This window comes from Ciceribacter sp. L1K22 (assembly GCF_017599385.1).
In the GTDB taxonomy this organism is placed as follows: domain Bacteria; phylum Pseudomonadota; class Alphaproteobacteria; order Rhizobiales; family Rhizobiaceae; genus Allorhizobium.
This window is the reverse complement of record NZ_JAGFPK010000002.1, coordinates 307,101-329,319: the sequence shown is the minus strand read 5'-3', so window position 1 is coordinate 329,319 and position 22,219 is coordinate 307,101. Positions and strand designations below refer to the sequence as shown.

Annotated in this window: 23 protein-coding genes; 16 read left to right on the top strand and 7 right to left on the bottom strand. The window is 61.3% G+C overall.

Features of this window, described 5'->3' with window-relative positions; genetic code table 11:
* Positions 1-80: 80 nt before the first annotated feature.
* From J5J09_RS19565 to J5J09_RS19545, 5 genes are all read left to right on the top strand, one after another.
* Complete coding sequence (locus J5J09_RS19565; protein ID WP_246746051.1) at positions 81-839, top strand: ABC transporter ATP-binding protein; 759 nt, start codon at positions 81-83, stop codon at positions 837-839.
* Complete coding sequence (locus J5J09_RS19560) at positions 839-1,678, top strand: ABC transporter permease (protein WP_208553907.1); 840 nt, start codon at positions 839-841, stop codon at positions 1,676-1,678. Before J5J09_RS19565 ends, J5J09_RS19560 begins: the two co-directional genes overlap by 1 nt.
* Positions 1,678-2,991: a cytosine deaminase gene (locus tag J5J09_RS19555; RefSeq protein WP_208553906.1), complete on the top strand. Its 1,314-nt coding sequence runs from the start codon at positions 1,678-1,680 to the stop codon at positions 2,989-2,991. Before J5J09_RS19560 ends, J5J09_RS19555 begins: the two co-directional genes overlap by 1 nt.
* 5 nt (positions 2,992-2,996) lie before the next feature.
* Positions 2,997-4,403 (top strand): FAD-binding oxidoreductase, encoded by a 1,407-nt coding sequence (locus J5J09_RS19550; RefSeq protein WP_208553905.1) that lies wholly within the window; start codon positions 2,997-2,999, stop codon positions 4,401-4,403.
* Positions 4,404-4,587: 184 nt separating this feature from the next.
* Complete coding sequence (locus J5J09_RS19545; protein ID WP_208553904.1) at positions 4,588-5,169, top strand: NAD(P)H-dependent oxidoreductase; 582 nt, start codon at positions 4,588-4,590, stop codon at positions 5,167-5,169.
* Positions 5,170-5,185: 16 nt separating this feature from the next.
* Here the strand turns inward: J5J09_RS19545 and J5J09_RS19540 are convergent, their stop codons facing one another.
* The 3 genes from J5J09_RS19540 to J5J09_RS19530 form a co-directional block, all read right to left on the bottom strand.
* Positions 5,186-5,458 carry a hypothetical protein gene (locus tag J5J09_RS19540; RefSeq protein WP_208553903.1) on the bottom strand — a complete coding sequence of 91 codons (273 nt, stop codon included), beginning with the start codon at positions 5,456-5,458 and terminating at the stop codon, positions 5,186-5,188.
* Between the two features lie 54 nt (positions 5,459-5,512).
* Positions 5,513-5,908 (bottom strand): DUF1236 domain-containing protein, encoded by a 396-nt coding sequence (locus tag J5J09_RS19535; RefSeq protein ID WP_208553902.1) that lies wholly within the window; start codon positions 5,906-5,908, stop codon positions 5,513-5,515.
* A 143-nt stretch (positions 5,909-6,051) separates the two neighbouring features.
* Complete coding sequence (locus tag J5J09_RS19530; RefSeq protein WP_208553901.1) at positions 6,052-6,441, bottom strand: Rid family hydrolase; 390 nt, start codon at positions 6,439-6,441, stop codon at positions 6,052-6,054.
* Positions 6,442-6,640: 199 nt separating this feature from the next.
* On the opposite strand from J5J09_RS19530, the gene J5J09_RS19525 reads away from it, so the two are divergent.
* A complete protein-coding gene (locus tag J5J09_RS19525) occupies positions 6,641-7,684 on the top strand; it encodes a phytanoyl-CoA dioxygenase family protein (RefSeq protein ID WP_208553900.1) in 1,044 nt (347 codons plus the stop codon).
* Between the two features lie 23 nt (positions 7,685-7,707).
* On the opposite strand, the gene ung is transcribed toward J5J09_RS19525, so the two are convergent.
* Positions 7,708-8,415 carry a uracil-DNA glycosylase gene (gene ung, locus J5J09_RS19520; RefSeq protein ID WP_208553899.1) on the bottom strand — a complete coding sequence of 236 codons (708 nt, stop codon included), beginning with the start codon at positions 8,413-8,415 and terminating at the stop codon, positions 7,708-7,710.
* 229 nt (positions 8,416-8,644) lie between these two features.
* On the opposite strand from ung, the gene J5J09_RS19515 reads away from it, so the two are divergent.
* Positions 8,645-9,850, top strand: a complete 1,206-nt coding sequence (locus J5J09_RS19515) for a ceramide glucosyltransferase (protein ID WP_208553898.1) — start codon at positions 8,645-8,647, stop codon at positions 9,848-9,850.
* Between the two features lie 13 nt (positions 9,851-9,863).
* On the opposite strand, the gene J5J09_RS19510 is transcribed toward J5J09_RS19515, so the two are convergent.
* Both J5J09_RS19510 and J5J09_RS19505 read right to left on the bottom strand, forming a co-directional pair.
* Positions 9,864-10,259: a VOC family protein gene (locus tag J5J09_RS19510; RefSeq protein WP_208553897.1), complete on the bottom strand. Its 396-nt coding sequence runs from the start codon at positions 10,257-10,259 to the stop codon at positions 9,864-9,866.
* Between the two features lie 27 nt (positions 10,260-10,286).
* Positions 10,287-11,087: an HpcH/HpaI aldolase/citrate lyase family protein gene (locus J5J09_RS19505; protein ID WP_208553896.1), complete on the bottom strand. Its 801-nt coding sequence runs from the start codon at positions 11,085-11,087 to the stop codon at positions 10,287-10,289.
* Between the two features lie 170 nt (positions 11,088-11,257).
* Here J5J09_RS19505 and J5J09_RS19500 point away from each other — a divergent pair, with 170 nt between their 5' ends.
* The 9 genes from J5J09_RS19500 to J5J09_RS19460 all read left to right on the top strand — a co-directional run bounded on the left by J5J09_RS19500 (position 11,258) and on the right by J5J09_RS19460 (position 21,154).
* Positions 11,258-12,211: a sugar-binding transcriptional regulator gene (locus J5J09_RS19500; RefSeq protein ID WP_208553895.1), complete on the top strand. Its 954-nt coding sequence runs from the start codon at positions 11,258-11,260 to the stop codon at positions 12,209-12,211.
* A 154-nt stretch (positions 12,212-12,365) separates the two neighbouring features.
* Positions 12,366-13,679, top strand: coding sequence for a sugar ABC transporter substrate-binding protein (locus tag J5J09_RS19495; RefSeq protein ID WP_208553894.1), 1,314 nt, complete (start codon positions 12,366-12,368; stop codon positions 13,677-13,679).
* A gap of 165 nt (positions 13,680-13,844) precedes the next feature.
* A complete protein-coding gene (locus J5J09_RS19490) occupies positions 13,845-14,717 on the top strand; it encodes a sugar ABC transporter permease (RefSeq protein WP_208553893.1) in 873 nt (290 codons plus the stop codon).
* Between the two features lie 11 nt (positions 14,718-14,728).
* Positions 14,729-15,553 (top strand): carbohydrate ABC transporter permease, encoded by an 825-nt coding sequence (locus J5J09_RS19485; protein ID WP_208553892.1) that lies wholly within the window; start codon positions 14,729-14,731, stop codon positions 15,551-15,553.
* Positions 15,554-15,564: 11 nt separating this feature from the next.
* Positions 15,565-16,563, top strand: a complete 999-nt coding sequence (locus tag J5J09_RS19480) for an ABC transporter ATP-binding protein (RefSeq protein ID WP_208553891.1) — start codon at positions 15,565-15,567, stop codon at positions 16,561-16,563.
* The gene (locus tag J5J09_RS19475) at positions 16,560-17,336 is read left to right on the top strand and encodes an L-iditol 2-dehydrogenase (protein WP_208553890.1); all 777 of its coding nucleotides are present in this window, start codon (positions 16,560-16,562) and stop codon (positions 17,334-17,336) included. Before J5J09_RS19480 ends, J5J09_RS19475 begins: the two co-directional genes overlap by 4 nt.
* A 35-nt stretch (positions 17,337-17,371) precedes the next feature.
* A complete protein-coding gene (locus J5J09_RS19470) occupies positions 17,372-18,853 on the top strand; it encodes a mannitol dehydrogenase family protein (protein ID WP_208553889.1) in 1,482 nt (493 codons plus the stop codon).
* 10 nt (positions 18,854-18,863) lie between these two features.
* Entirely contained in the window at positions 18,864-19,574 is a 711-nt protein-coding gene (locus tag J5J09_RS19465; RefSeq protein ID WP_208553888.1) for an HAD family hydrolase, read from the top strand.
* A complete protein-coding gene (locus J5J09_RS19460; protein ID WP_208553887.1) occupies positions 19,574-21,154 on the top strand; it encodes an FGGY-family carbohydrate kinase in 1,581 nt (526 codons plus the stop codon). The genes J5J09_RS19465 and J5J09_RS19460 overlap by 1 nt, the downstream gene beginning before the upstream one ends.
* Here J5J09_RS19460 and dgcA read toward each other — a convergent pair whose 3' ends face one another.
* Positions 21,155-22,141: an N-acetyl-D-Glu racemase DgcA gene (dgcA, locus tag J5J09_RS19455; protein ID WP_208553886.1), complete on the bottom strand. Its 987-nt coding sequence runs from the start codon at positions 22,139-22,141 to the stop codon at positions 21,155-21,157. It abuts the gene before it with no gap.
* Positions 22,142-22,219: the final 78 nt, after the last annotated feature.

Genomic DNA, 22,219 nt, shown 5'->3' with positions numbered 1-22,219 from the left:
TGACTGCTTCCCAGGTTCAGACGACAACAGCCACCATCGCGTCCGCCGCATCTCCGCAGACACGGCGCCCGCTTGTCGTCATGGACAGCGTGTCGAAGATGTTTTCCAGTGGCACGCTGGCGCTGTCGAACATGACGCTCACCGTCAATGGCGGCGAGTTCGTCAGCCTTCTCGGACCCTCAGGTTGCGGCAAGTCGACGGCGCTGCGCATCATCGCCGGCCTCGGCGACACCTCGTCCGGCACAATCGACTGGCCGAGCTCCCGGATCAACTCGAAGGGGCTGCCGGAAGGCGACATCTCTTTCGTGTTCCAGGAACCGACATTGATGCCGTGGCAGACGGTGTTCGGGAACGTCTACCTGCCGCTCAAACTGCGTGGCATCTCCAAGGCGTCGGCGCGCAACGACATCATGGCGACTCTCGCGACCGTCGGTCTCCGGGATTTCGCGGATGCCTACCCGCGCGAACTCTCAGGCGGCATGAAGATGCGCGTCTCCATCGCCCGCGCGTTGGTCACCAAGCCGAAGCTGCTGCTGATGGACGAACCTTTTGCAGCACTCGACGAGATCACCCGCCAGAAGCTCAACGATGACGTCCTGCGCCTGTGGAAGGACACCGGCATCACGGTCATCTTCGTAACCCATTCCGTCTTCGAAAGCGCTTACCTCTCAAATCGTATCGTTGTCATGAAGGCCCGTCCCGGTCGGGTCCATGCCGATTTCCCGCTGACCACCAGCCTCGATCGCGACGCGCATTACCGCACGTCGGAAGAGTATCGGCAGGCCTGCGAAAACGTCTCCAACATGCTGCTCGAAGCGATCGGCGGGGAGGAACACTGATGGCGGACGCGAACGCGATTCTTTCCGTACCAAAACAATCCGCGCTGGGCCGTCATTCCGAAACGATTCTCCGGGTTGTCGTCCCCGTCGGCGTCATCGCCTTCCTCATCCTGCTCTGGCATATCGGCGTCGTCGTCTCAGGCGTACCGCAATACATCCTTCCCGGTCCCGTGGCCGTCGCCAAATCTCTTTTCAACGATTGGGGCACGCTCTCGCCAGCTTTGTGGGTCACAACGAAGATCACCATCGCTTCGCTGGCGCTTGCGTTGATCGGCGGCGTCGGCATCGCCGTCTTCCTCGTGCAGTCCCGCTGGATCGAGGTCGCATTCTACCCAATCACCGTCATCCTGCAGGTAACCCCGATCGTGGCGATCGCGCCGCTGATCCTGATCTACGCACCGTCGACCCAGATCGCCCTTCTGATATGCGCCTTCCTGGTCGCCTTTTTCCCGATCCTCTCCAACATGGTACAGGGGCTCAAGAGCGTCGACCACAATCTGCTGAACCTCTTTGATCTCTACGGCGCCTCGCGCTGGCAAACCTTGCTTTATCTGAAGCTTCCCGCTTCGCTGCCCTATTTCATGACGGGTCTCAGGATCGGTGGGGGTCTGGCGCTGATTGCGGCCGTGGTCGCGGAGTTCGCCGCGGGTTCCGCCGGCGCTGGTTCGGGGCTGGCTTTCCGCCTGCTGGAATCGCAATACCGGCTGAATATTCCCCGCCTGTTCGCCGCGCTATTCCTGCTCTCCTGCCTCGGCGTCGTGATCTTCGCGATCACCTCGTTCATCTCCTGGCTTGCGCTCCACCGCTGGCATGAAAGCAGCCTGAAACGGGAAAACTGATGCCTGCATTTGCTCCAACTCTGCCAAAAGCCGACCGCTTCGCGCTGCGCAACGCGACCCTGCCCTCCGTCACCGTCGATGGTTTCCAAGCACCCACATGCGAAGGTCTGCTAAGCGCCGACATCGTGATCAGCGGAGGCAAGGTAGAGGCGCTGCTGCCGGTCGGATCGGCACCTGCGGACCTTCCGTCCACCGATCTCGACGAGGGCATGGTCTGGCCCTGCTTCGTCGACATGCATACGCATCTGGACAAGGGACATATCTGGCCACGGAGTCCAAACCCGACCGGTGACTTCCAGGGCGCCTTGGAAACGGTCAAGGCCGATCGCGAGGCCCGCTGGAACGCGGGCGACGTACGCGCCCGGATGGAATTCGCGCTCAGGACCGCCTATGCCCATGGCACGAAGCTGATCCGCACCCATCTCGACAGCCTCGCGCCGCAGCACCGCATATCGTTCGAGGCGTTTTCCGAAGTGCGCGACGCCTGGGCTGGCAAGATCGATCTGCAGGCCGTCGCGCTTTTTCCCTTCGACCAGATCGGCGACGAGGCCTTCTTCAAAGACCTGATCGAGGTGATCGTCGCTCACAAAGGCCTGCTCGGCGGCGTCACCCGCATGGAGGGAAACCTCGATGCCGGCCTCGACCTGCTGTTTCGCACAGCCGCCGATAATGGACTCGACATTGATCTTCATGTCGATGAAACGCAGGAAAAAGAAGTCCTGACGCTGAAGTCGATCGCTGAAGCCAAGCTGCGCAACCGTTTCGAAGGCGCTGTCACCGTCGGCCACTGCTGTTCGCTAACCCGACAGGACGCCGACGTGGCGAAATACACGATCGACAAGGTGGCCGAAGCCCGCATCTCCGTCGTATCGCTGCCGATGTGCAACATGTACCTGCAGGACCGCCAGCCGGGCCGCACGCCGCACTACCGCGGCGTCACCATGTTCAAGGAACTGGCGGCCGCCGGCGTGCCGACCGCCGTGTCCTCCGACAACACCCGCGACCCGTTCTATGCCTATGGCGATCTCGATGCCGTCGAGGTCTTCCGCGAGGCGGTCCGCATCATTCACCTCGACCACCCCCTCGACGACGCCGCCCGCGTGGTCACCCGCTCACCGGCCGACATCCTCGGTCGCCCAGATGTCGGCCGTATCGCAGCTGGGCTGCCGGCCGATCTCGTGATCTTCAGCGCCCGTCGCTGGAGCGAATTCCTCTCCCGTCCGCAGGCCGACCGCATCGTGATGCGGAATGGCATGGGCATCGACCGCAGCCTGCCGGACTATCGTGAACTTGACCCGCTGATGAAAGACTGACGACCATGGCCGACTACCAGCAGATCAAGAAGGAACTGGAAGGGATCTCCGTCGAGGACAATCCCGCGCTCGTGAAGCAGAAGAGTCGGGATTTCTACTGGTACTCGCCGATCCTGAAGGCGCAGCTCGACAACGTAACTGCCGACCTCGTCGTCTCACCGAAGAGCGAGGAAGAGGTGATCCGGACGCTGAAGGTTGCCTACGCCCACGGCGTGCCCGTCACCCCGCGCGGCGGCGGCACAGGCAACTACGGCCAGGCCATGCCGCTCTCCGGCGGCATCGTGCTGAACCTGATGAACATGAACGCAGTGAAGGAAATCCACCCCGGTCGTGTCATCTGTGAGCCCGGGGTGATCATCTCCGAACTGGACAAGCAGACAAAGGCTCACTCCGGCCAGGAACTGCGTTTCCATCCCTCGACCGCCCAGACCGCGACGATCGCCGGTTTCATCGCCGGAGGGTCCGGCGGCGTCGGCTCGATCACCTGGGGCGGCCTGCGCGATCTCGGCAACATCCTGCGCCTGCGCGTTGTCACCATGGAAGCAGAGCCGCGCGTGCTGGAGCTCTCCGCCTGGGACCTTCAGAAGGTCAGCCATGCCTACGGCACCAACGGCATTATCACAGAAGTCGAGATGCCGCTCGCTCCCGCCTATGACTGGGTCGATGTCATCGTTGGCTATGACGATTTCATGGATGCGGTGAAGTTCGCCGATGCCCTCACCCACCGCAACGGCATCCTGCTCAAGGAAGTCGCGCCGATTGCCGCCCCGATCCCCTACGACTATTTCACCCGCCACAAGCCGTGGCTCAAGGAAGGCCAGTCGGTCGTCGTGCTGATGGTCGCGCCACACTCCATGGAACCCTTCGTCGCCTACGCCGAAAAGATGAAGGGCGATATCCGCTTCCGTTCCGACACGGTCGAGAGCATGAAGGGCATCCCGCATGCCTACGAACTCGCCTGGAACCACACGACGCTGCGTGCGCTGAAGCTCGACACGGGTTTCACCTATCTGCAGGTCCAATACCCCGGCCCTGACCATGTGGCGAAGGTCGCGAAAATGGTCGAATTATTCCCGGACGAGGTCTACGGCCACCTCGAATTCATCAAGTTCGACGGCCAGATACAGTGCTCCGGTCTGCCGCTGGTGCGCTATACCACCGAGGAACGGCTCGAAGAGATCATCCGTATCCACGAGGAACACGGCTGCCCGATCTTCAACCCACACCGCTATACGCTCGAGGAAGGCGGCATGAAGCAGACGGATACCGTCCAGCTCGCCTTCAAGAAGGAGACCGATCCCAAGGGACTTCTAAACCCCGGCAAGATGATTGCCTGGGACAATCCGGACTTCGATTTCGCCGCTGGCAAGAACTACCTCTTCCCCGGCCTCCAGGCATTCCAGGAGGCTTGAGACCGCCCACACGACTACAGAACTTCCGAAGGTACTCCCGGCCGGCATTACCCGGCGCATGGTATCATGGTGAGGGCCGGCCCGGCATAGGCGGGCGGGCCACCCTCATTGGGACAAACGGCGCGGAAAAATTTCAATCGAAGCCGGAAGCGATTGCCTCCGGCGGAAACTGGAGCTTTTCGAAATGCGCGTACTCGTTATTCATTCCCATCCGGTCGAGGAAAGTTTTAACAAAGCCCTGTTCCGGCTGGTCTGCGACAGCCTTGCCAGAGCGGGCCATGAGGTGGATGCCTGTGACCTTTACGCGGAAGGGTTCGATCCCGTCATGTCTGCCCATGACCGGCGGGTCTATCATGACTATCCGGAAAACACGCAGTTGGTGCAGCCTCATGTCGACCGTCTGCTGGCTGCCGAGGCGTTGGTCTTTGTCACTCCGGTCTGGAACTTTGGCTTTCCCGCCATGCTGAAGGGCTATTTCGATCGGGTGTGGACCATGGGTGTTTCCTTCGACCTCACGGATGGCAAGCTGACCCCAACCCTCCGGCACATCCAGAAAGTTGCTTCGGTGATGACCTACGGCGGCACGCGGATGAGAGCCTTTCTCGTCGGCAATCCGCCGAAAAAGATCATTACACGTGTAATTCGAGCTCAAGTGAAGCTCGGTGCTCCTGTCCGCTTTCTTGCCCATTACGATATGAACAACTGCACGGAGGAGACACGGTCCGCCTTCATGGCGAAGGTTCGCAAGGAAATGGAGGCTTTTTGATCATCATCGTCCGGGACTATAAGTCCCGGCGCAGATCCAAAGCACCACCAGGATCGGGATAGAAGCGCGGACCGACACGTCGCACATTCATTCGATTTTCCGGAATAGGAACAGGGGTCACACCGATTTCTACCGGAGTTGCAGGCAGAAAGTCCTGAACAGCCTGAACGTTTGCAGCAACCTGAGTCTCGGACTGCACCGACGCCTTCTGCTGTGCGACGGCCGAAGTCTGCAAACTGATTGTCACGACTGAGAGCGCGACGATGATAGGAAAGATGATTGTGCGCATGGCGATATCTCGGAACCAAAGCGGCAGGCGCTGTGCACCTGCCGCTTGTTTGTCTCAGTAGACTCCCACGACCACATGGGTCTGGGGATCAACGATGACGCGCTGGTTGTTGACCACAGCGTAGGCGTAGACCGGATTTTCCGGAACGGGAGTCAGCACGACGGTCTGAGGAAGAGGCTGTCCCACAGCCACGCGCTCCTGGATCACAACGGTTTCGGCCGGCATCGGTGCCTGCTGCACGTAGGTGACCACCCGTTCCGGCGGCGGATCGATTGCCGTGCCGGCAGCGGCACCAACGATACCACCCACGGCCGCTCCGATCGGACCACCGACGATGGCACCCGTTACTGCACCACCGGCCGCACCAGTCACTGTAGAATCCTGCGCAAGGGCCACCCCTGCAAGCGAACTGGCTGCAAGTGCAGCGAGCGCGATTATCCTGGTCTTCATGGCTGTTTCCTTTTCTCCTCGTTTGGATGGCAGGAAAACAGCGGCGCCTCTTTTTTGTTCCGTCATCAAATCCGGAGAGGTCGCGAACGACAGGGGTGGAACACACCATGTCTGGGTAAACGACTAGCGTTGCGCGCTAGCCGTCAGAAAACTTTAGCCGCCGTGACCTCCACCTCGACCAGAAACTCGGGCCGGGTGAACCCGCCGACGACAATCAGTGTGGAAACTGGCTTTGGATCCATAGTGTAACGGTCGCGCACGGCCATGTACGGACCAAAATCCTCGCGTTTGGTGACGAACGCCGAGATACGGATGACGTCGGCAAACGACATTCCCGCCTCATCCAGAATAGCCTTGATCGCCTCGAAGCAAAGTTCAGCCTGGCCGCTGACATCCGCCGGAATGCTGTCGTCTGGCCGGATGCCCAGCTGCCCGGATGTCACAAGAAGGCTCGCACCTGGGGGAACCATAACGCCGTGATTGTAGTGACCGAACGGCTTTCGGACGGATGGCGGGTTGAAAACGCTTTTCACTGAAAAATCCGGCTTTTATCATCGGGAAAAACAGATTGGCTGGCGGCGTCGGGAATTTCAAGCTCTCGACTGCAACCGTCATCGCTTTTGCAAAGCCTCTCTCATGGTGCGCAACCCTGCCCTTTTCTTTCGCAATAGTGCAACTATGCTGTCACAGCAGGCGTTGTAAGTTGCCTTGCACATCACCATTGGAGGGGAAATGTCGAAAACGTCTATTGCGAGCCAGTGGTGGCGTTATCCGCTTTGGACCATGGCTGTTTTGGGAAGCAGCAAATCGTTCAGAACCAACCCGGTGATAGGCAGTCCGGGCCTCAACGAACGCGGCCTTCACCGCGCACGGGTCAAACTGGCAGCCGACATGGCAGCAAGAAGACGCAAATGGCTCGCGCCCTCCGTCCGTGACGATGAGCGTCAGGCATTCGATCGCGACGGTTATGTCATCCGGGAAAACGCGCTGCCGCGGGAAGTTTTCGAACGGCTGGTCGAAACCCTCCACTCCACCCCCCTTCCGGCACGGGAAATGCGACAGGGGCAGGCGGTGACCAGAATGATCCCGCTCGGACCAAACGTTCTGTCGACAATACCGGATCTAAAGGCTTTTACCGCTCCGCAGACCTTCGCACCGCTGATCCGCTACGTCGCCGGCCTTCCCGGTGAACCCGTTTACTTCATCCAGACAGTGATCGCTGAGCCGGCCTTGAAAAAGGCTGACCCACAGACAAGCCTTCACGCTGACACATTTCACTCGACAGCAAAGGCGTGGCTTTTCCTCCAGGACGTTGGTCCGGATGACGGACCTTTCGTCTTCGTTCCCGGTTCCCACCGTCTAACCCCGGAGCGTCTGGAGTGGGAACACCGCCAAAGTCTGGCTGCGCATCACGACGATCGTCAGCACCATGCTTCCGGGTCGTTCCGTATCTCGCCGGAGGAACTGCAAGCGCTGGGTGATTTCACGCCGCAGAAAGTTACCGTACCCGCAAACACCATTGTAGTAGCCGACACCTATGCGTTTCATTCGAGAGCAACGAGCCCGAAACATACAGTCCGCGCGGAACTGCACGCCTATCATCGCGGCAATCCATTTTCTCCACTTCCGTTCTCGTTGAGCTCTCTACCGGGTTTCGGCGAACGCAGGCTGGACATGTTCCTCGCCTATGAGGACTGGCTCGCCAAAAGGCGGCACAAGCGTCCCGTCTGGCAGGACGTCGGAGAAAGCACCGCTTTCGACGAGGCGCATATCTAAAGCTGTGAGAGGCGAAGGCGACCTCACTTGGCCTCGGACATCTCTGGCGTCTCCGGCAGACGCCAATCTACAGGTGCCCTGCCGTGCTGTTCGAGATACGCGTTTGCCTTGGAAAAGTGGGCAGAGCCGAAGAAGCCGTTATGCGCGGACAGCGGTGACGGGTGCGGAGCCTTCAGGACGAGATGGCGTGAGCGATCCACGAAGGAGGCCTTCTTCTGGGCGTAGGACCCCCAAAGCATGAAGACCACGTTGTCGCAACGCTCGTTGACCAGCCGGATCACCGCGTCGGTGAAGCGCTCCCATCCCCTGCCCTGATGCGCTGCGGCGCGACCTTCCTCCACCGTCAGAACACTGTTGAGCAGCAGCACGCCTTGCCGCGCCCAGTGCTCTAGGTACCCGTGCCGGGCCGGTGGGATGCCGAGATCGGACTGCAACTCCTTGTAGATATTGACGAGTGACGGCGGAATCCTGATGCCGGGACGGACGCTGAAGCAAAGTCCATGGGCCTGGCCCGCACCATGATAGGGATCCTGCCCGAGAATCACCACCTTGACCTCTTCCAGGGGAGTAAGATCGAGAGCCCTGAAATACTCGGAACCCTTGGGAAAAATCGTCTTTCCATGCGCCTTCTCCTCGACGAGGAACGCCCTGAGCTGCTGCATGTACGGATTGGCGAACTCGCCGCCGAGTTCCCGTTTCCAGCTTTCTTCCAGTTTGACGTCGGCAGTCATGCGGATCACCGTTTCATGAATGGGCTGTCGATTGAAGGCGCCCCGTCGACAGTGTCAACCCGAAGCGAGGCTTTTCCACCTGGCATCCTCTGACAGGACAGTCCCGAACGGCAGAGCCTTCAGAAAGCGAGCACGCGGGAACACAGTCCCGACAAAGGCGTTCGGTCTGTCATAAAACTGTCTTCGAATATGCGTTCTATCGCGCCCGAAACGGCGCGGAATCGGGAACATGACCATGGATGGACTGACGCTCTTCTGCCTGGCGACCGGCGCGGTGCAACTGACGAGTTCGGCATTGGCGATACGACGAGCGTGGGCGACGAGCCACGAGGCTGGCCCCTCGATCCAGGGGCAGCCTCCGGTCAGTATCCTCCGCCCCATCTGCGGCCTCGAAAACAACCTGGAGCGCACGCTCGAATCGGCATTCGCGCTGGATTGGCCTTCTCCCTACGAGATCGTCTTCTGCGTAGCATCCGAAACGGACCCGGCGATCTCCGTTGCGCGCCGTGTGATCGAGAGGAACCCGCATATACCCGCACGGATTTTGACCGGCGACGACCGGGTCAGCGTCAACCCGAAGCTCAATAATCTCGTCAAGGGCTGGAAGGCGGCCCGCTATCCCTGGATCGTGATGGCCGACAGCAACGTGCTGATGCCGCGCGACTACCTTGCACGCCTTTTCGCGCGCTGGCTGCCCGGCACCGGCATGGTCTGCTCCCCGCCTGTGGGCTCGGATCCGGAGGGCTTCTGGGCCGAGGTCGAATGCGCTTGGCTCAACAGCTACCAGGCCCGGTGGCAACTGGTCGCCGACGAAATCGGTCTGGGTTTCGCGCAGGGCAAGACCATGATGCTCCATCGCGGCCTGCTGGACAGCCATGGCGGCATCGAACGTCTGGCCGCCGAAGTGGCGGAGGATGCTGCTTCGACAAAGATCGTCAGGGGCGAAGGTCTCAATGTTCGCTTGGTGGAGAAGCCCTTCCCGCAGCCGATCGGTCACCGCGACTGGCGCGGCATCTGGCGTCGGCAGTTGCGCTGGGCCCGACTGCGACGCGATTCCTTCGTGCTGTTCTTCGTGCCGGAATTGCTGGCCGGAGGCTTGCTGCCGATCCTCGCCGCCGGCACGGCCGCAGCGCTGGGACTATGGTCGCCGGTAACAGCCGCCGCATACGCTATTGCCTGGTACAGTATAGAGCTGGCGCTGATCCGCGCCTATCGCTGGCCGCTCGACCGTTGGACACCATTGGCGCTGCTCGCCCGCGACATCGCTTTGCCGGCACTCTGGTTCGCGGCTTGGTTCGGCAACGGTTTCGAATGGCGCGGCAATGCCATGAGCGTCGCGCATCCCGTTGAGGTCAGCCCTGCAAGAGCGCGCATACGCCGTGCCATGGACAAAACCCGGGAAAAGGCGCGGGCGATAGCCGCCTTTAGGCACTAACGCTGAACATGGTTTACTTGAAGCGCCCGTGACGCTGCAGCACCTCGATCTTGTAGCCATCCGGGTCGGTGACAAAGAAGAAGCGGGCAAACAGCGAACCGTCCCGGTTGAACTCCACGATCTTGCCGGGCGCGAAACCCGCGTCGTCCATGCGCCGGTGCTCCGCGTCCAGATCGGTGACGCTGACGGCGAGATGGCCATAGCCGGTGCCCAGGTCGTAGGCCTCGTCCCGCCCCTTGTTGACCGTCAGTTCGAGCTCGAACTCCGTCTCGGGATTGCTGAGATAGATCAGCGTGAAGGTTTCGAAGTCGAGCCGCTCGGCGATGTCTAGTGCAAATGCCGTCCGGTAGAATTCAACGGAGCGCGCCTCTTCCAGAACACGGATCATCGAATGGATCATCTTTGCCATGCGTTTCTCCTAAATGAAAAATAACCGTCAGTAGAGCGAGGGTTTTGAAGGCGTTGCCGCCGTGGATTTGTACGGAGCCACCAGATCGGCCGCAGCCTTGACCAGCAAACCGACATCGCTACCGATAGCCACAAAATTGGCGCCAGCCTCGATTGCCTTGTCGATCAGGTTTTGATCCGTCGTCATGATCCCCGCCGGCTTACCAAGTTCACGGATGCGGCGGATAGCCTGGACAACCGTCCCCACGACGTCCGGCGCACGCGGACTGCCGGCAAACCCCATATCAGCGGACAGATCCGCTGGTCCAATGAACACGCCGTCTACGCCGTCGGTCTTGGTGATTGCATCAAGGTTGGAAATCGCCAGCCGGCTCTCGATCTGCACAAGACAAGCGATCTGTTCGTTTGCGGTTTCGACATAATCCGGCAGCCGTCCGAAGTTCGACGCGCGTCCGAGCGACGCGCCAAGACCGCGCACGCCATCGGGCGGATACCGGCAGGCGCGCGCCATCTCCAGTGCCTGTTCCGGCGTGTCGACCATCGGAATCAAAATACTCTGAGCGCCGATGTCGAGCGCCTGCTTGATCATCCAGGTCTCCCCCACCGGCAGGCGAACGACCGCATGGGCGGGATGACGCGCGGCGGCGGCAAGCTGTTGAGCCAGAAGCGGAATATCGTTCGGCCCGTGTTCTCCGTCGATCAGGATCCAGTCGAATCCCGAGCCTGCGCAGATCTCTGCCGCGTGCGGACTTGCCAGCGCCGTCCAGAGGCCGAAAAGCCTCTTGCCCTCCTGGATGTCGCGTTTGAACTGGTTGACGGGTGCCGACATTGTCCGTGTCCTTATTCGTGCGGTTCAGTAAGTTGTCATGCAACCCGACCTGCCACTTGACAAGCCCCGGCCAGCCGAATTTCGGTACGCTGATTGTCACACGGGCAAACCGCCGGTTCTGATTGACACCCCTTGGCGCCGCCGCTACCAAATTCCACCGAGGGGAGATCATGGCAAGACGCATAGGCAGCACCGGAAGACTTGACGACGCCGCACGCGCGGGCTGGCTCTATTATGTTGCCGGCAAGACGCAGGACGAGATCGCGGCCGCGATGAGCATATCCCGCCAGAGCGCCCAGCGACTGGTCTCGCTCGCCATCGCGGAGAAACTGATCAAGGTCCGCCTCGACCATCCCATCGCCGAATGCATTGAGCTCGCCCAGGCCCTCAGGGACAAATATGATCTGCGCCAAGTCGAGGTCACGCCCAGCGCACCGGGCTCTGACGGCGGCCATGCCGGTATCGCGGAAGCTGGTGCTGCGGAACTTGAGCGCTGGCTGAAACAGACCGACCCACTGATCATCGCCATCGGTACCGGTCGAACGCTGCGCGCCGCCGTCGACCAGTTGTCGCCGATGGAGTGTCCGCAGCACCGGATCGTCTCATTGACCGGCAACATCAGCCCGGACGGCTCCGCTGCCTATTACAACGTCATTTTCTCGATGGCTGACGCCATCAAGGCGCGGCATTTTCCGATGCCGCTGCCGGTTATTGTCTCGTCCAAGGCCGAACGTGACCTGCTCCATCAGCAGGCGCTCGTCAAACCGACGCTGGCACTCGGCGCGAAGGCCGACGTAACGTTCGTCGGTGTCGGCGAAGTCGATCCGCAGGCACCGCTCTTGCTCGACGGATTTCTCAATCCGGACGAGGTGAAAAGCCTGATGGCCGCCGGTGTCATCGGCGAAATCTGCGGCTGGATGTTCGACGAAAACGGTGCGCTCGTCGACAATCCCGTCAACGAACGGATCGCCAGTTTGCCGCTGCCGTCAATCGAGACCTCCTGTGTCATCGGCCTGGCACGAGGCCGCCGGAAGCATGTCGCCATCAGGGCGGCTCTCAGGGGCCGGCACATCAACTCGCTCATCACCGATGAGGACGCGGCACGCTTTCTGCTGCAGGACTGACCCCCGTTCCACACACATTTATCGTTTGTTAATCAATCGGTTGACTGTCCATTTCGGCAGCGCAGCATTGATTCCGCATTGACTTTCGCGTCAGCAAAAGTGAGTAATTGCCCATGAGCAAAGCGAATGCTCATTTCTCTTCTGGGAGGAAGTTATGACTTTCAAGACGATTCTGCTGGGCGCCTGCTCGGCACTGGCACTGGCTGGAATGGCCTCTGCCGAAACTCTCACCATCGCGACCGTGAACAACGGCGACATGATCCGCATGCAGGGTCTGACGTCGGAATTCACGTCGGCCAACCCCGACATCCAGGTTGAATGGGTCACACTGGAAGAAAACGTCCTGCGCGAACGCGTCACGACGGATATCGCCACCAAGGGTGGCCAGTACGACATCATGACCATCGGTACCTATGAAGTTCCGATCTGGGCAAAGCAGGGCTGGCTTGTCGCTCTCGACAACCTCGGCGCCGACTATGATGTCGACGATCTGCTGCCGGCCATTCGTTCGGGTCTGACCGGCGATGACGGCAAGCTCTATGCCGCTCCGTTCTACGGCGAATCCTCGTTCATCATGTACCGCAAGGACCTGATGGAGAAGGCCGGCCTGACCATGCCCGATGCCCCGACCTGGGAATTCGTGGCCGACGCTGCCCGCAAGATGACCGACCGCGCCAACGACATCAACGGCATCTGCCTTCGCGGCAAGGCCGGCTGGGGCGAGAACATGGCCTTCCTGACGGCCACGTCCAACGCCTTCGGCGCCCGCTGGTTCGACGAAAACTGGAACCCCCAGTTCGACCAGCCGGAATGGAAGAACACGCTCGACTTCTACGTCAAGCTGATGAACGACGCCGGCCCGCAGGGTGCATCGTCGAACGGCTTCAATGAAAACCTGGCGCTGTTCCAGCAGGGCAAGTGCGGCATGTGGATCGACGCCACTGTGGCGGCTTCCTTCGTGACGAACCCGAAGGACTCCACCGTTGCTGACAAGGTCGGCTTCGCTCTGGCTCCCGATACCGGTCTTGGCAAGCGTGGCAACTGGCTCTGGGCCTGGAACCTCGCCATCCCGGCCGGCTCGCAGAAGGTCGAAGCAGCCGAGAAGTTCATCGCCTGGGCAACCAGCAAACAGTACGCCGAACTGGTCGCTTCCAAGGAAGGTTGGGCGAACGTTCCTCCGGGCACCCGCACCTCGCTCTACGAGAACCCGGAATACCAGAAGGCTGCACCTTTCGCGAAGATGACGCTCGACTCGATCAACGCCGCAGACCCGAAGAACCCGACGGTCAAGCCGGTGCCCTATGTCGGCGTCCAGTTCGTGGCGATCCCGGAATTCCAGGGTCTCGGCACGACGGTCGGCCAGCTTTTCTCGGCAGCCCTTGCAGGTCAGATGTCGGTTGATGACGCGCTCGCCCAGGCCCAGCAGGTCTCGGTTCGCGAAATGACCCGCGCCGGTTACATCAAGTAAGGCTCTCCTCCCGAAAGAGCCGTCCGGGCCTAGGCCCGGGCGGCGCCCCAAGATAAAGCGGATCGGTGGCCCGCGCGGATCAATTCCGGATATAGTCCCGCCTGGAAAGACGAGCCGCAGCGCCCGATTACGGAAGACGCCGGCCTCTAGGAAGAGATTTTACCCATGGCTACGCAAAACACCCGGACGCTTGCCCGTCTTATGATGGCGCCTTCCGTCGCCCTTCTGCTGATCTGGATGATCGTGCCGCTGTCGATGACGCTGTGGTTCTCGTTCCAGAACTACAATCTGCTCAATCCGGCAAACGTCAGCTTCGCCGGCCTGTTCAATTACCGGTTTTTCTACACCGATCCCGCCTTCTTCCAGTCCATCTGGAACACCCTCATTCTGGTCGGCGGCGTTCTCATGATCACGGTTGTCGGCGGCATCGCCATCGCCCTGCTGCTTGATCAGCCGATGTTCGGCCAGGGCATCGTGCGCATCATGATCATCTCGCCGTTCTTCGTCATGCCACCCGTTGCGGCGCTGGTGTGGAAGAACATGATCATGCACCCGGGTTACGGCGTGCTCGCCGATATCAACCGCTGGGTGGGTTTGCAGCCGGTGGACTGGTTCGCCCAATATCCGCTCTTCTCGATCATCGTCATCGTCGCTTGGCAATGGTTGCCGTTCGCGACACTCATTCTGCTCACCGCGCTTCAGTCGCTCGACGGCGAACAGAAGGAAGCGGCCGAAATGGATGGCGCCGGCTTCATCAATCAGTTCATCTACCTGACGCTGCCGCACCTCGCCCGCGCCATCACGGTCGTCGTTCTGATTCAGACGATCTTCCTGCTCGGCGTCTACGCGGAAATCCTCGTCACCACCAATGGCGGCCCCGGCTACGCCTCCACCAACCTGGTGTTCCTGATCTACCGCACCGCGCTTCTCGGCTACGACGTCGGCGGCGCATCGGCCGGCGGCATCATCGCCATCATCCTCGCCAACATTGTCGCCTTCTTCCTGATGCGCGCCGTTGGCAAGAACCTGGACCGGTAAGGAGAACGATCATGGCACGCGCCGTCAGCACCCGCAGAAAGATCGCCTTTACCGTCTTCGCATGGATCGTGGCCCTCGTGATCTTCTTCCCGATCCTCTACACGATCATCACCTCGCTGAAGACGGAGACTGAGGCGATTCAGGGCTTCAGGCTGATCCCATCCTTCACGCTCGAGAACTATGTGACGGTCCAGACGCAGCGCGACTACTTCAAGCCCTTCATGAACTCGGTCATCATTTCCGTCGGCTCGACCATTCTCGCGCTGCTGGTGGCGATCCCGTCCGCCTGGGCCATGGCGTTCTCTCCGACCAAGCGCACGAAGGACATCCTGATGTGGATGCTCTCGACCAAGATGATGCCAGCGGTCGCCGTTCTCGTGCCGATCTACTTGATGTTCCGGGATTTCGGCCTGCTCGACACCCGCATCGGCCTGACGATTATGCTGATGCTCATCAACCTGCCGATCGTCGTATGGATGCTCTACACCTATTTCCGCGAGATTCCCGGCGAAATCCTAGAAGCCGCGCGCATGGATGGCGCCTCGTTGTGGAACGAGATCATCTATGTGCTCACACCTATGGCGGTTCCCGGCATCGCCTCCACCATGCTGCTCAACATCATTCTCGCGTGGAACGAGGCCTTCTGGACCATCCGGCTGACAACGACCAACGCGGCGCCGCTGACAGCGTTCATTGCGTCCTTCTCCAGTCCGCAGGGCCTGTTCTGGGCGAAGCTTTCGGCGGCCTCGACGCTCGCCATAGCCCCGATCGTCATCCTCGGCTGGTTCAGCCAGAAACAACTCGTCCGCGGCCTCACCTTCGGCGCCGTGAAGTAAGGAACAGGAAGATGGGTAGCATCACGCTTCAAAACGTCTCAAAGACCTTTGGCGAGGTCTCGGTCATCCCCTCGATTGATCTTGAGATCAACAATGGCGAGTTCGCGGTCTTCGTCGGCCCGTCCGGCTGCGGCAAGTCCACGCTGCTTCGATTGATCGCCGGCCTTGAAGACGTGTCCGGGGGCCGAATCCTGATCGACGGCAAGGACGCCACCGACAAGGCGCCGTCGCAGCGCGGCCTTGCGATGGTGTTCCAGTCCTACGCACTCTACCCGCATATGAGTGTGCGTTCGAACATTGGCTTCCCGCTGAAGATGGCCAAGGTCGACAAGGCCGAGATCGACCGCAAGGTCGAGGAGGCCGCCAAGATCCTCAATCTCACCGACTATCTCGACCGCAAGCCCCGCAACCTCTCCGGTGGCCAGCGCCAGCGTGTCGCCATCGGCCGCGCTATCGTCCGCTCGCCGGAATGTTTCCTGTTCGATGAACCGCTGTCGAACCTCGACGCCGCGCTGCGCGTCAACATGCGGCTCGAAATCTCCGAGCTTCACCAGAAGCTCAAGGCGACCTCGATCTACGTCACCCACGATCAGGTCGAAGCGATGACCATGGCCGACAAGATTGTCGTCCTGAACAAGGGCCGTATCGACCAGGTCGGCTCGCCGCTCGACCTCTATAAGAGCCCGCGCAACCTCTTCGTCGCGGGGTTCATCGGCTCGCCGAAGATGAACTTCATCACCGGCGCCCCGGCGGCCGCGAAGAACGCGCATACGATCGGCATTCGCCCCGAGCATGTGACGCTCTCCACCACCGAGGGCGCATGGAAGGGCCGGGTCATCATCGCCGAGCATCTCGGCTCCGATACCTTCCTGCACATCGAGACGGAGGGCGTCGGCACGATCACCGCGCGCTGCAGCGGCGACATGCCGGTCCGCCATGGCGATACCGTCTACGTCACGCCGGATGATGCCCGCATCCACCGCTTCGACGACAAGGGCATGGCGCAATGACTGGCAGGCTTTCCGGCAAATCGGCGCTGATCACGGGCTCGGCCCGAGGCATCGGCCGTGCCTTTGCGGAAGCCTATGTTCGCGAAGGCGCCACCGTCGCGATCGCCGACATCGATATTGATCGCGCCGGACAAACGGCTAGCGGAATCGGCCCGTCTGCCTATGCCATACACCTCGATGTAACCGATCAGTCCTCGATCGACGCCGCTGTGAAGGCGGTCGAGGAGAGAACTGGCGGTCTGGACATACTCATAAACAATGCCGCGCTGTTCGACCTCGCACCGATCGTCGACATCACGCACGAAAGCTATGACCGGCTGTTCTCTATCAACGTTGCCGGCTCGCTCTTTATGCTACAGGCGGCGGCGAAGTCGATGATCGCTCGCGGCAAGGGCGGAAAGATCATCAACATGGCGAGTCAGGCGGGGCGGCGGGGCGAGGCCTTGGTGGCAGTGTATTGCGCCACCAAGGCCGCCATCATCTCCCTCACCCAGTCTGCAGGGCTCGACCTCATCAAGCATCGTATCAACGTCAACGCTATCGCACCGGGGGTCGTCGATGGCGAGCACTGGGACGGCGTCGACGCGCTGTTTGCGAAATACGAGAACCGACCGCGGGGCGAGAAGAAGAAGCTCGTCGGCGAAGCCGTGCCCTTCGGCCGCATGGGCCGTGCCGAGGATCTGACGGGCATGGCAATTTTCCTGGCCTCCAGCGAGGCCGACTACATCGTCGCCCAGACCTACAATGTCGACGGCGGCAACTGGATGAGCTGAGCCTCGGAGCCAGCTTACCGATCGAGGACACTGACATGACCTGCAAGCTTTCGCTCGCCACCCTCAAAGAAGCCGCCAAGCTGGCCGCCGTTCCCTCCTACCGGCACGACCAGCTGAAGGCAGGCATCCTGCATTTCGGCGTCGGCAATTTTCATCGCGCGCATCAGGCGATCTACCTGCACGAACTCTTCGAAAAAGGGCTGGACCACGATTGGGCAATCATCGGCGCAGGGGTGATGCCGAGCGATCAGCGCATGAAGGACAAGCTCGCCGCGCAGGATTTTCTGACCACGGTGGTCGAGCAGGACAACAACCGCTCGTCCGCGACGGTCACCGGCCCGATGGTCGATATCCTCACCGCCCCGGATTACAAGGCAATCATCGCCAGGCTGGCCGATCCGGCAATCCGCATCGTGTCCCTGACGATCACCGAAGGTGGCTACTTCATTGATCCGGCCACGGGAAAGTTCGACCCGAAGCACCCCGCGATGGTGGCCGATGCGGCCGATCCGGAAAGTCCGAAGTCCGTCTTCGGCCTGATCATCGCCGGCCTCAAGACCCGGCGCGCGGCTGGCGCGCCGCCCTTCACCGTCATGTGCTGCGACAACATTCCCGGCAATGGTGAGGTAACGGAGGCAACGGTCACGGGTCTCGCGAAACTCTCCGATCCTGACTTCGCACATTGGATCCACGAGAACGTCGCCTTTCCGAATGCCATGGTCGACCGCATCACGCCCGCCACCGGCGAGCGCGAAATCAACATCACGCGCGAGACCTACGGCATAGAGGATTCGTGGCCGGTATTCTGCGAGGAGTTCAAGCAGTGGGTTCTGGAAGACAAGTTCCCGCTTGGCCGCCCTGCGCTGGAGAAGGTCGGCGTCACATTCGTTCCGGATGTCGCACCTTATGAACTGATGAAGCTGCGCATTCTGAACGGCGGCCATGCCGCGATCGCCTATCCGGCGGCGCTGATGGACATTCACTTTGTCCATGAAGCGATGGAGAACGACCTGATCCGCGCCTTCCTCGCCAAGCTGGAGAAGGAAGAAATCATCCCGATCGTTCCGCCGGTCCCGAACACCAGCCTCGACGACTACTTCGACCTGATCGAACGTCGCTTCTCCAACCCGAAGATCGGCGACACCATCCCCCGCCTTGCTCAGGACGGCTCCAATCGCCAGCCGAAATTCATCCTCCCCTCCACTGCAGACCGCCTCGCAAAAGGAATGGACGTGGTCGGGCTTGCTTTGGTCTCTGCACTCTGGTGCCGCTATTTCGAAGGCAAGTCGGACAGCGGCAAGGAAATCGTCTTCAACGACCCGAATGCCGAACGGCTGCACACCACCGCTGTGGCCTCGCGCAAGGATCCGCTTGCATTCCTGGCACTTTCCGACATCTTCGGCAGCGTCGGCACGAATCCGCTATTCCAGCGCCGCTTCACCGGGGCGCTCGCCTCGCTCCGCAACGTGGGAACAGCCGAGACCCTGACCCGATATCTGGAAGGCAAACTCGACTGAACGAGACGGCATGACGATAGCGACATCGAAGACCCCCCTGATCATCTTCGATTGTGACGGCGTGCTCGTTGACAGCGAACCGATTTCGCTCGCCGTGCTCGTCGAGGCCCTGGCCGAAGCCGGCGCGCCGATGGACGAAACGCGCGCCCGCGAGCTCTTTCTGGGTCGAAGCCTCGCTTCGATGATCGCCACGGCGCGTGACGAATATGGCCTTTCGATCGACGACGCTTTCCTGAGTGCGATGCGCCTGAAACTCTACGACCGCTTTCAGGAAGAACTGCAGGCGATTGAGGGGATCGCCGATACGCTGGGCGCGCTCACCACCGCCGGAATCGACTGGTGCGTCGCCTCGTCCTCGCAGCCGGAGCGGATCGAGCTTTCACTGACCGTCACGGGCATCCTGCCGCGCTTTGCCCCACGGATTTTCTCTGCCAGCATGGTCGATCATGGCAAACCCGCACCCGACCTGTTTCTTTTTGCCGCACGGTCGATGGACCGCAACCCGGCCGATTGCATCGTGATCGAGGATAGTCCGGCCGGAATCGCTGCGGCAAAGGCCGCGGGAATGAAGGTTTTCGCCTTCCTCGGCGGCTCTCACGCGAGAGATCCGGCCTTCGGCGACGCGATCAAAGCGCTTCATGCCGACGCCGTGTTTGACGCCATGGGTGATTTGCTCCACCTTGTCTCCAAAAATATGAGCAGGGATGGAAATAAGCCGTAATGCGCGATCACGTGATTGCCGTCGATGTCGGAACGGGCAGTGCGCGCGCGGGCGTCGTCAGCGCGAGCGGACGACTGCTGAGTCGGCGCGAACATCCAATACACATGCGCCACGATGGCGATCACGTGGCGGAATACTCCTCCGAGCAGATTTGGAGTGCCACTGCGCTTGCGGTTCGCGACGCACTGTCGGCCGCGCAATTGACGGCTGACCGCATCGCGGCGATCGCCTTTGATGCAACATGCTCGCTGGTGCTTCGCTCTGCCGATGGTAGCCCTCTTCAGCTGAACGAGGATGACGGCCTCGTTTTCGATACCATTGCCTGGCTCGACCATCGCGCTGTCGCGGAAGCGGACGACATCAACGGCACGGGCCATGCGCTGCTCGCCCATTCCGGAGAGATGCTGTCGCCCGAGATGCAGATGCCGAAGCTGTTGTGGCTGAAGCGCAACCGGCCCGATCTGTGGAAAAAATCCGGCCACTTCTTCGACCTGTCTGACTTCCTGACGTGGAAGTCCACCGGCAGCACGGCCCGTTCGCTCTGCACGCTGACCTCGAAATGGAACTTCGCCGCCCATGAACAGGAAGGCTGGAGCAAAAGCTTCCTCAGAAGCATCGGCCTGGAAGACCTGACGTCACGTGGTTCCCTCCCGGCCGAGGGTGTCTTAGTCGGGGAGCCGCTCGGCCAGCTGTCCGAAACCGCCGCCGCCGCGCTCGGCCTCGATGCCGGCATCGCGGTGGCTCCCGGCATGATCGACGCCTATGCCGGCGCGCTCGGCGTGCTCGGCGCCTCCGCCCGCAGCCGGGAGACGCTGCGCGGACAGGCGGCGCTGATCGGCGGCACATCGAGCTGCCTGATTTGCTTCTCACCGGTCCCGAATTTCGGTCGCAGCCTGTGGGGACCGTTCCGCGATACGGTCTTCGCCGGACAGTGGCTCGTCGAAGCCGGACAGTCGGCGACCGGCGGACTTCTCAACCACCTGATCCGCGTGCATTCCGCCGGCGGAGAGCCGACCACGGAGCGCCACCAGCAGGTGATCGCCCGCATCCAGGAACTGCGCGCCACCGAAGGAGACGGTTTTGCCGGGCAGATCAACATCCTGCCGGATTTCCACGGCAACCGCTCGCCCTTCGCCGATCCAACACTGACAGGTGTGATCTCCGGCCTCACCCTCGACAGTTCCTTCGACGGGCTTTGCAGCATCTACTGGCGGGCCTGCGTGGCGATCGCGCTCGGCCTGCGCCAGATCCTCGACTACATGCACAACAGAGACTTCCACCCTCAGCAATTGCTCGTCACGGGCGGGCACGTGAAAAACCCGCTGCTCGTCGAACTCTATGGCGATGTCACGGGCTGTGACCTGCTGATTCCGGAAACCGACGACGCCGTACTGGTCGGAACCGCGATCAACGCCGCGACCGCCGCACGGCTGCACCCGGATCTCGCCTCGGCCGGAAGCGCCATGATCGCGGGCGGCCGCACGCGCCCGGCCGATCCGGAACGGCGTCGGCACTATGACATCGATTTCGCCCGGTTCGTGCTGATGCAGAAACACCGCGCCGAGCTGACGGCACTCTGATCAGCCCCAAAGACGCGGAGATGGCGGATACATGATCGCGCCATCATAGCGGATCGCGTCGTCCCGGTCCGCGGCAAGCAGCAGCGGCCCGTCGAGATCGACGTAATCCGCCCCCTGCGCGGCATAGAAAGCCGGTGCCATGGCGAGCGACGTACCGAGCATGCAGCCCACCATGATCGAAAAGCCCTCGGCCCGCGCGGCGCTCACGAGCTCCAGCGCCTCCGTCAGTCCACCCGTCTTGTCGAGCTTGATGTTGACCGCGTCGTAGCGGCCCTTGAGCTTTGCGAGCGACGCCTTGTCGTGGCAGCTCTCGTCGGCGCAGACCGGCAAGGGCCGCGCGATCGTCGCCAGCGCCTCATCTTCACCCGCCGGCAGCGGTTGTTCCACCAAGGCCACCCCGAGCCGCAGGAAGGCCGGCGCCAGCGCCTGGTATTGCTCGACGCTCCATCCCTCGTTGGCATCGACAATGATCTTCGATGCGGGGGCGCCGGCCCTCACCGCCTCGATGCGCTCGAGATCGCCGTCATGCCCGAGTTTCACTTTCAACAAAGGCCGATGCGCATTCGCCTTCGCCGCCGCGTGCATCGTCTCCGGCGTCCCGAGCGAAAGTGTGTAGGTGGTTTCCAGCGTCGTCGGCTCCGTAAGCCCAGCGATCTGCCAGACCGGCTTGCTAGCCCTCTTCGCCTCGAGATCCCAAAAGGCGCAATCAAGAGCATTGCGCGCCGCCCCCGGCGGCAGGCGTGACTGCAATCCGGCCCGGTCCAATCCCCGCGCGAGATCGTCCTTGAGGCCGACGATCGTTTCCACCACACCCTCCACGGTCTCACCGTACCGCGCATAGGGCACGCACTCGCCGCGCCCACTGAGCACCCCGTCAGACAGTGTCACCGTCACCACCCTGATCTCTGTACGCGAGCCTCTGGAGATCGTGAAAGCGCCGGCAACGGGAAAGCGCTCCTCGGCGACTGTAAGCGCGAGCGGCGTCATCGCGGAACCTCTTGATCGCGGAATAGAATTAGGAACATCGACGGCTCTCCTCATGAATCATCCGCAAACTCGCATGCG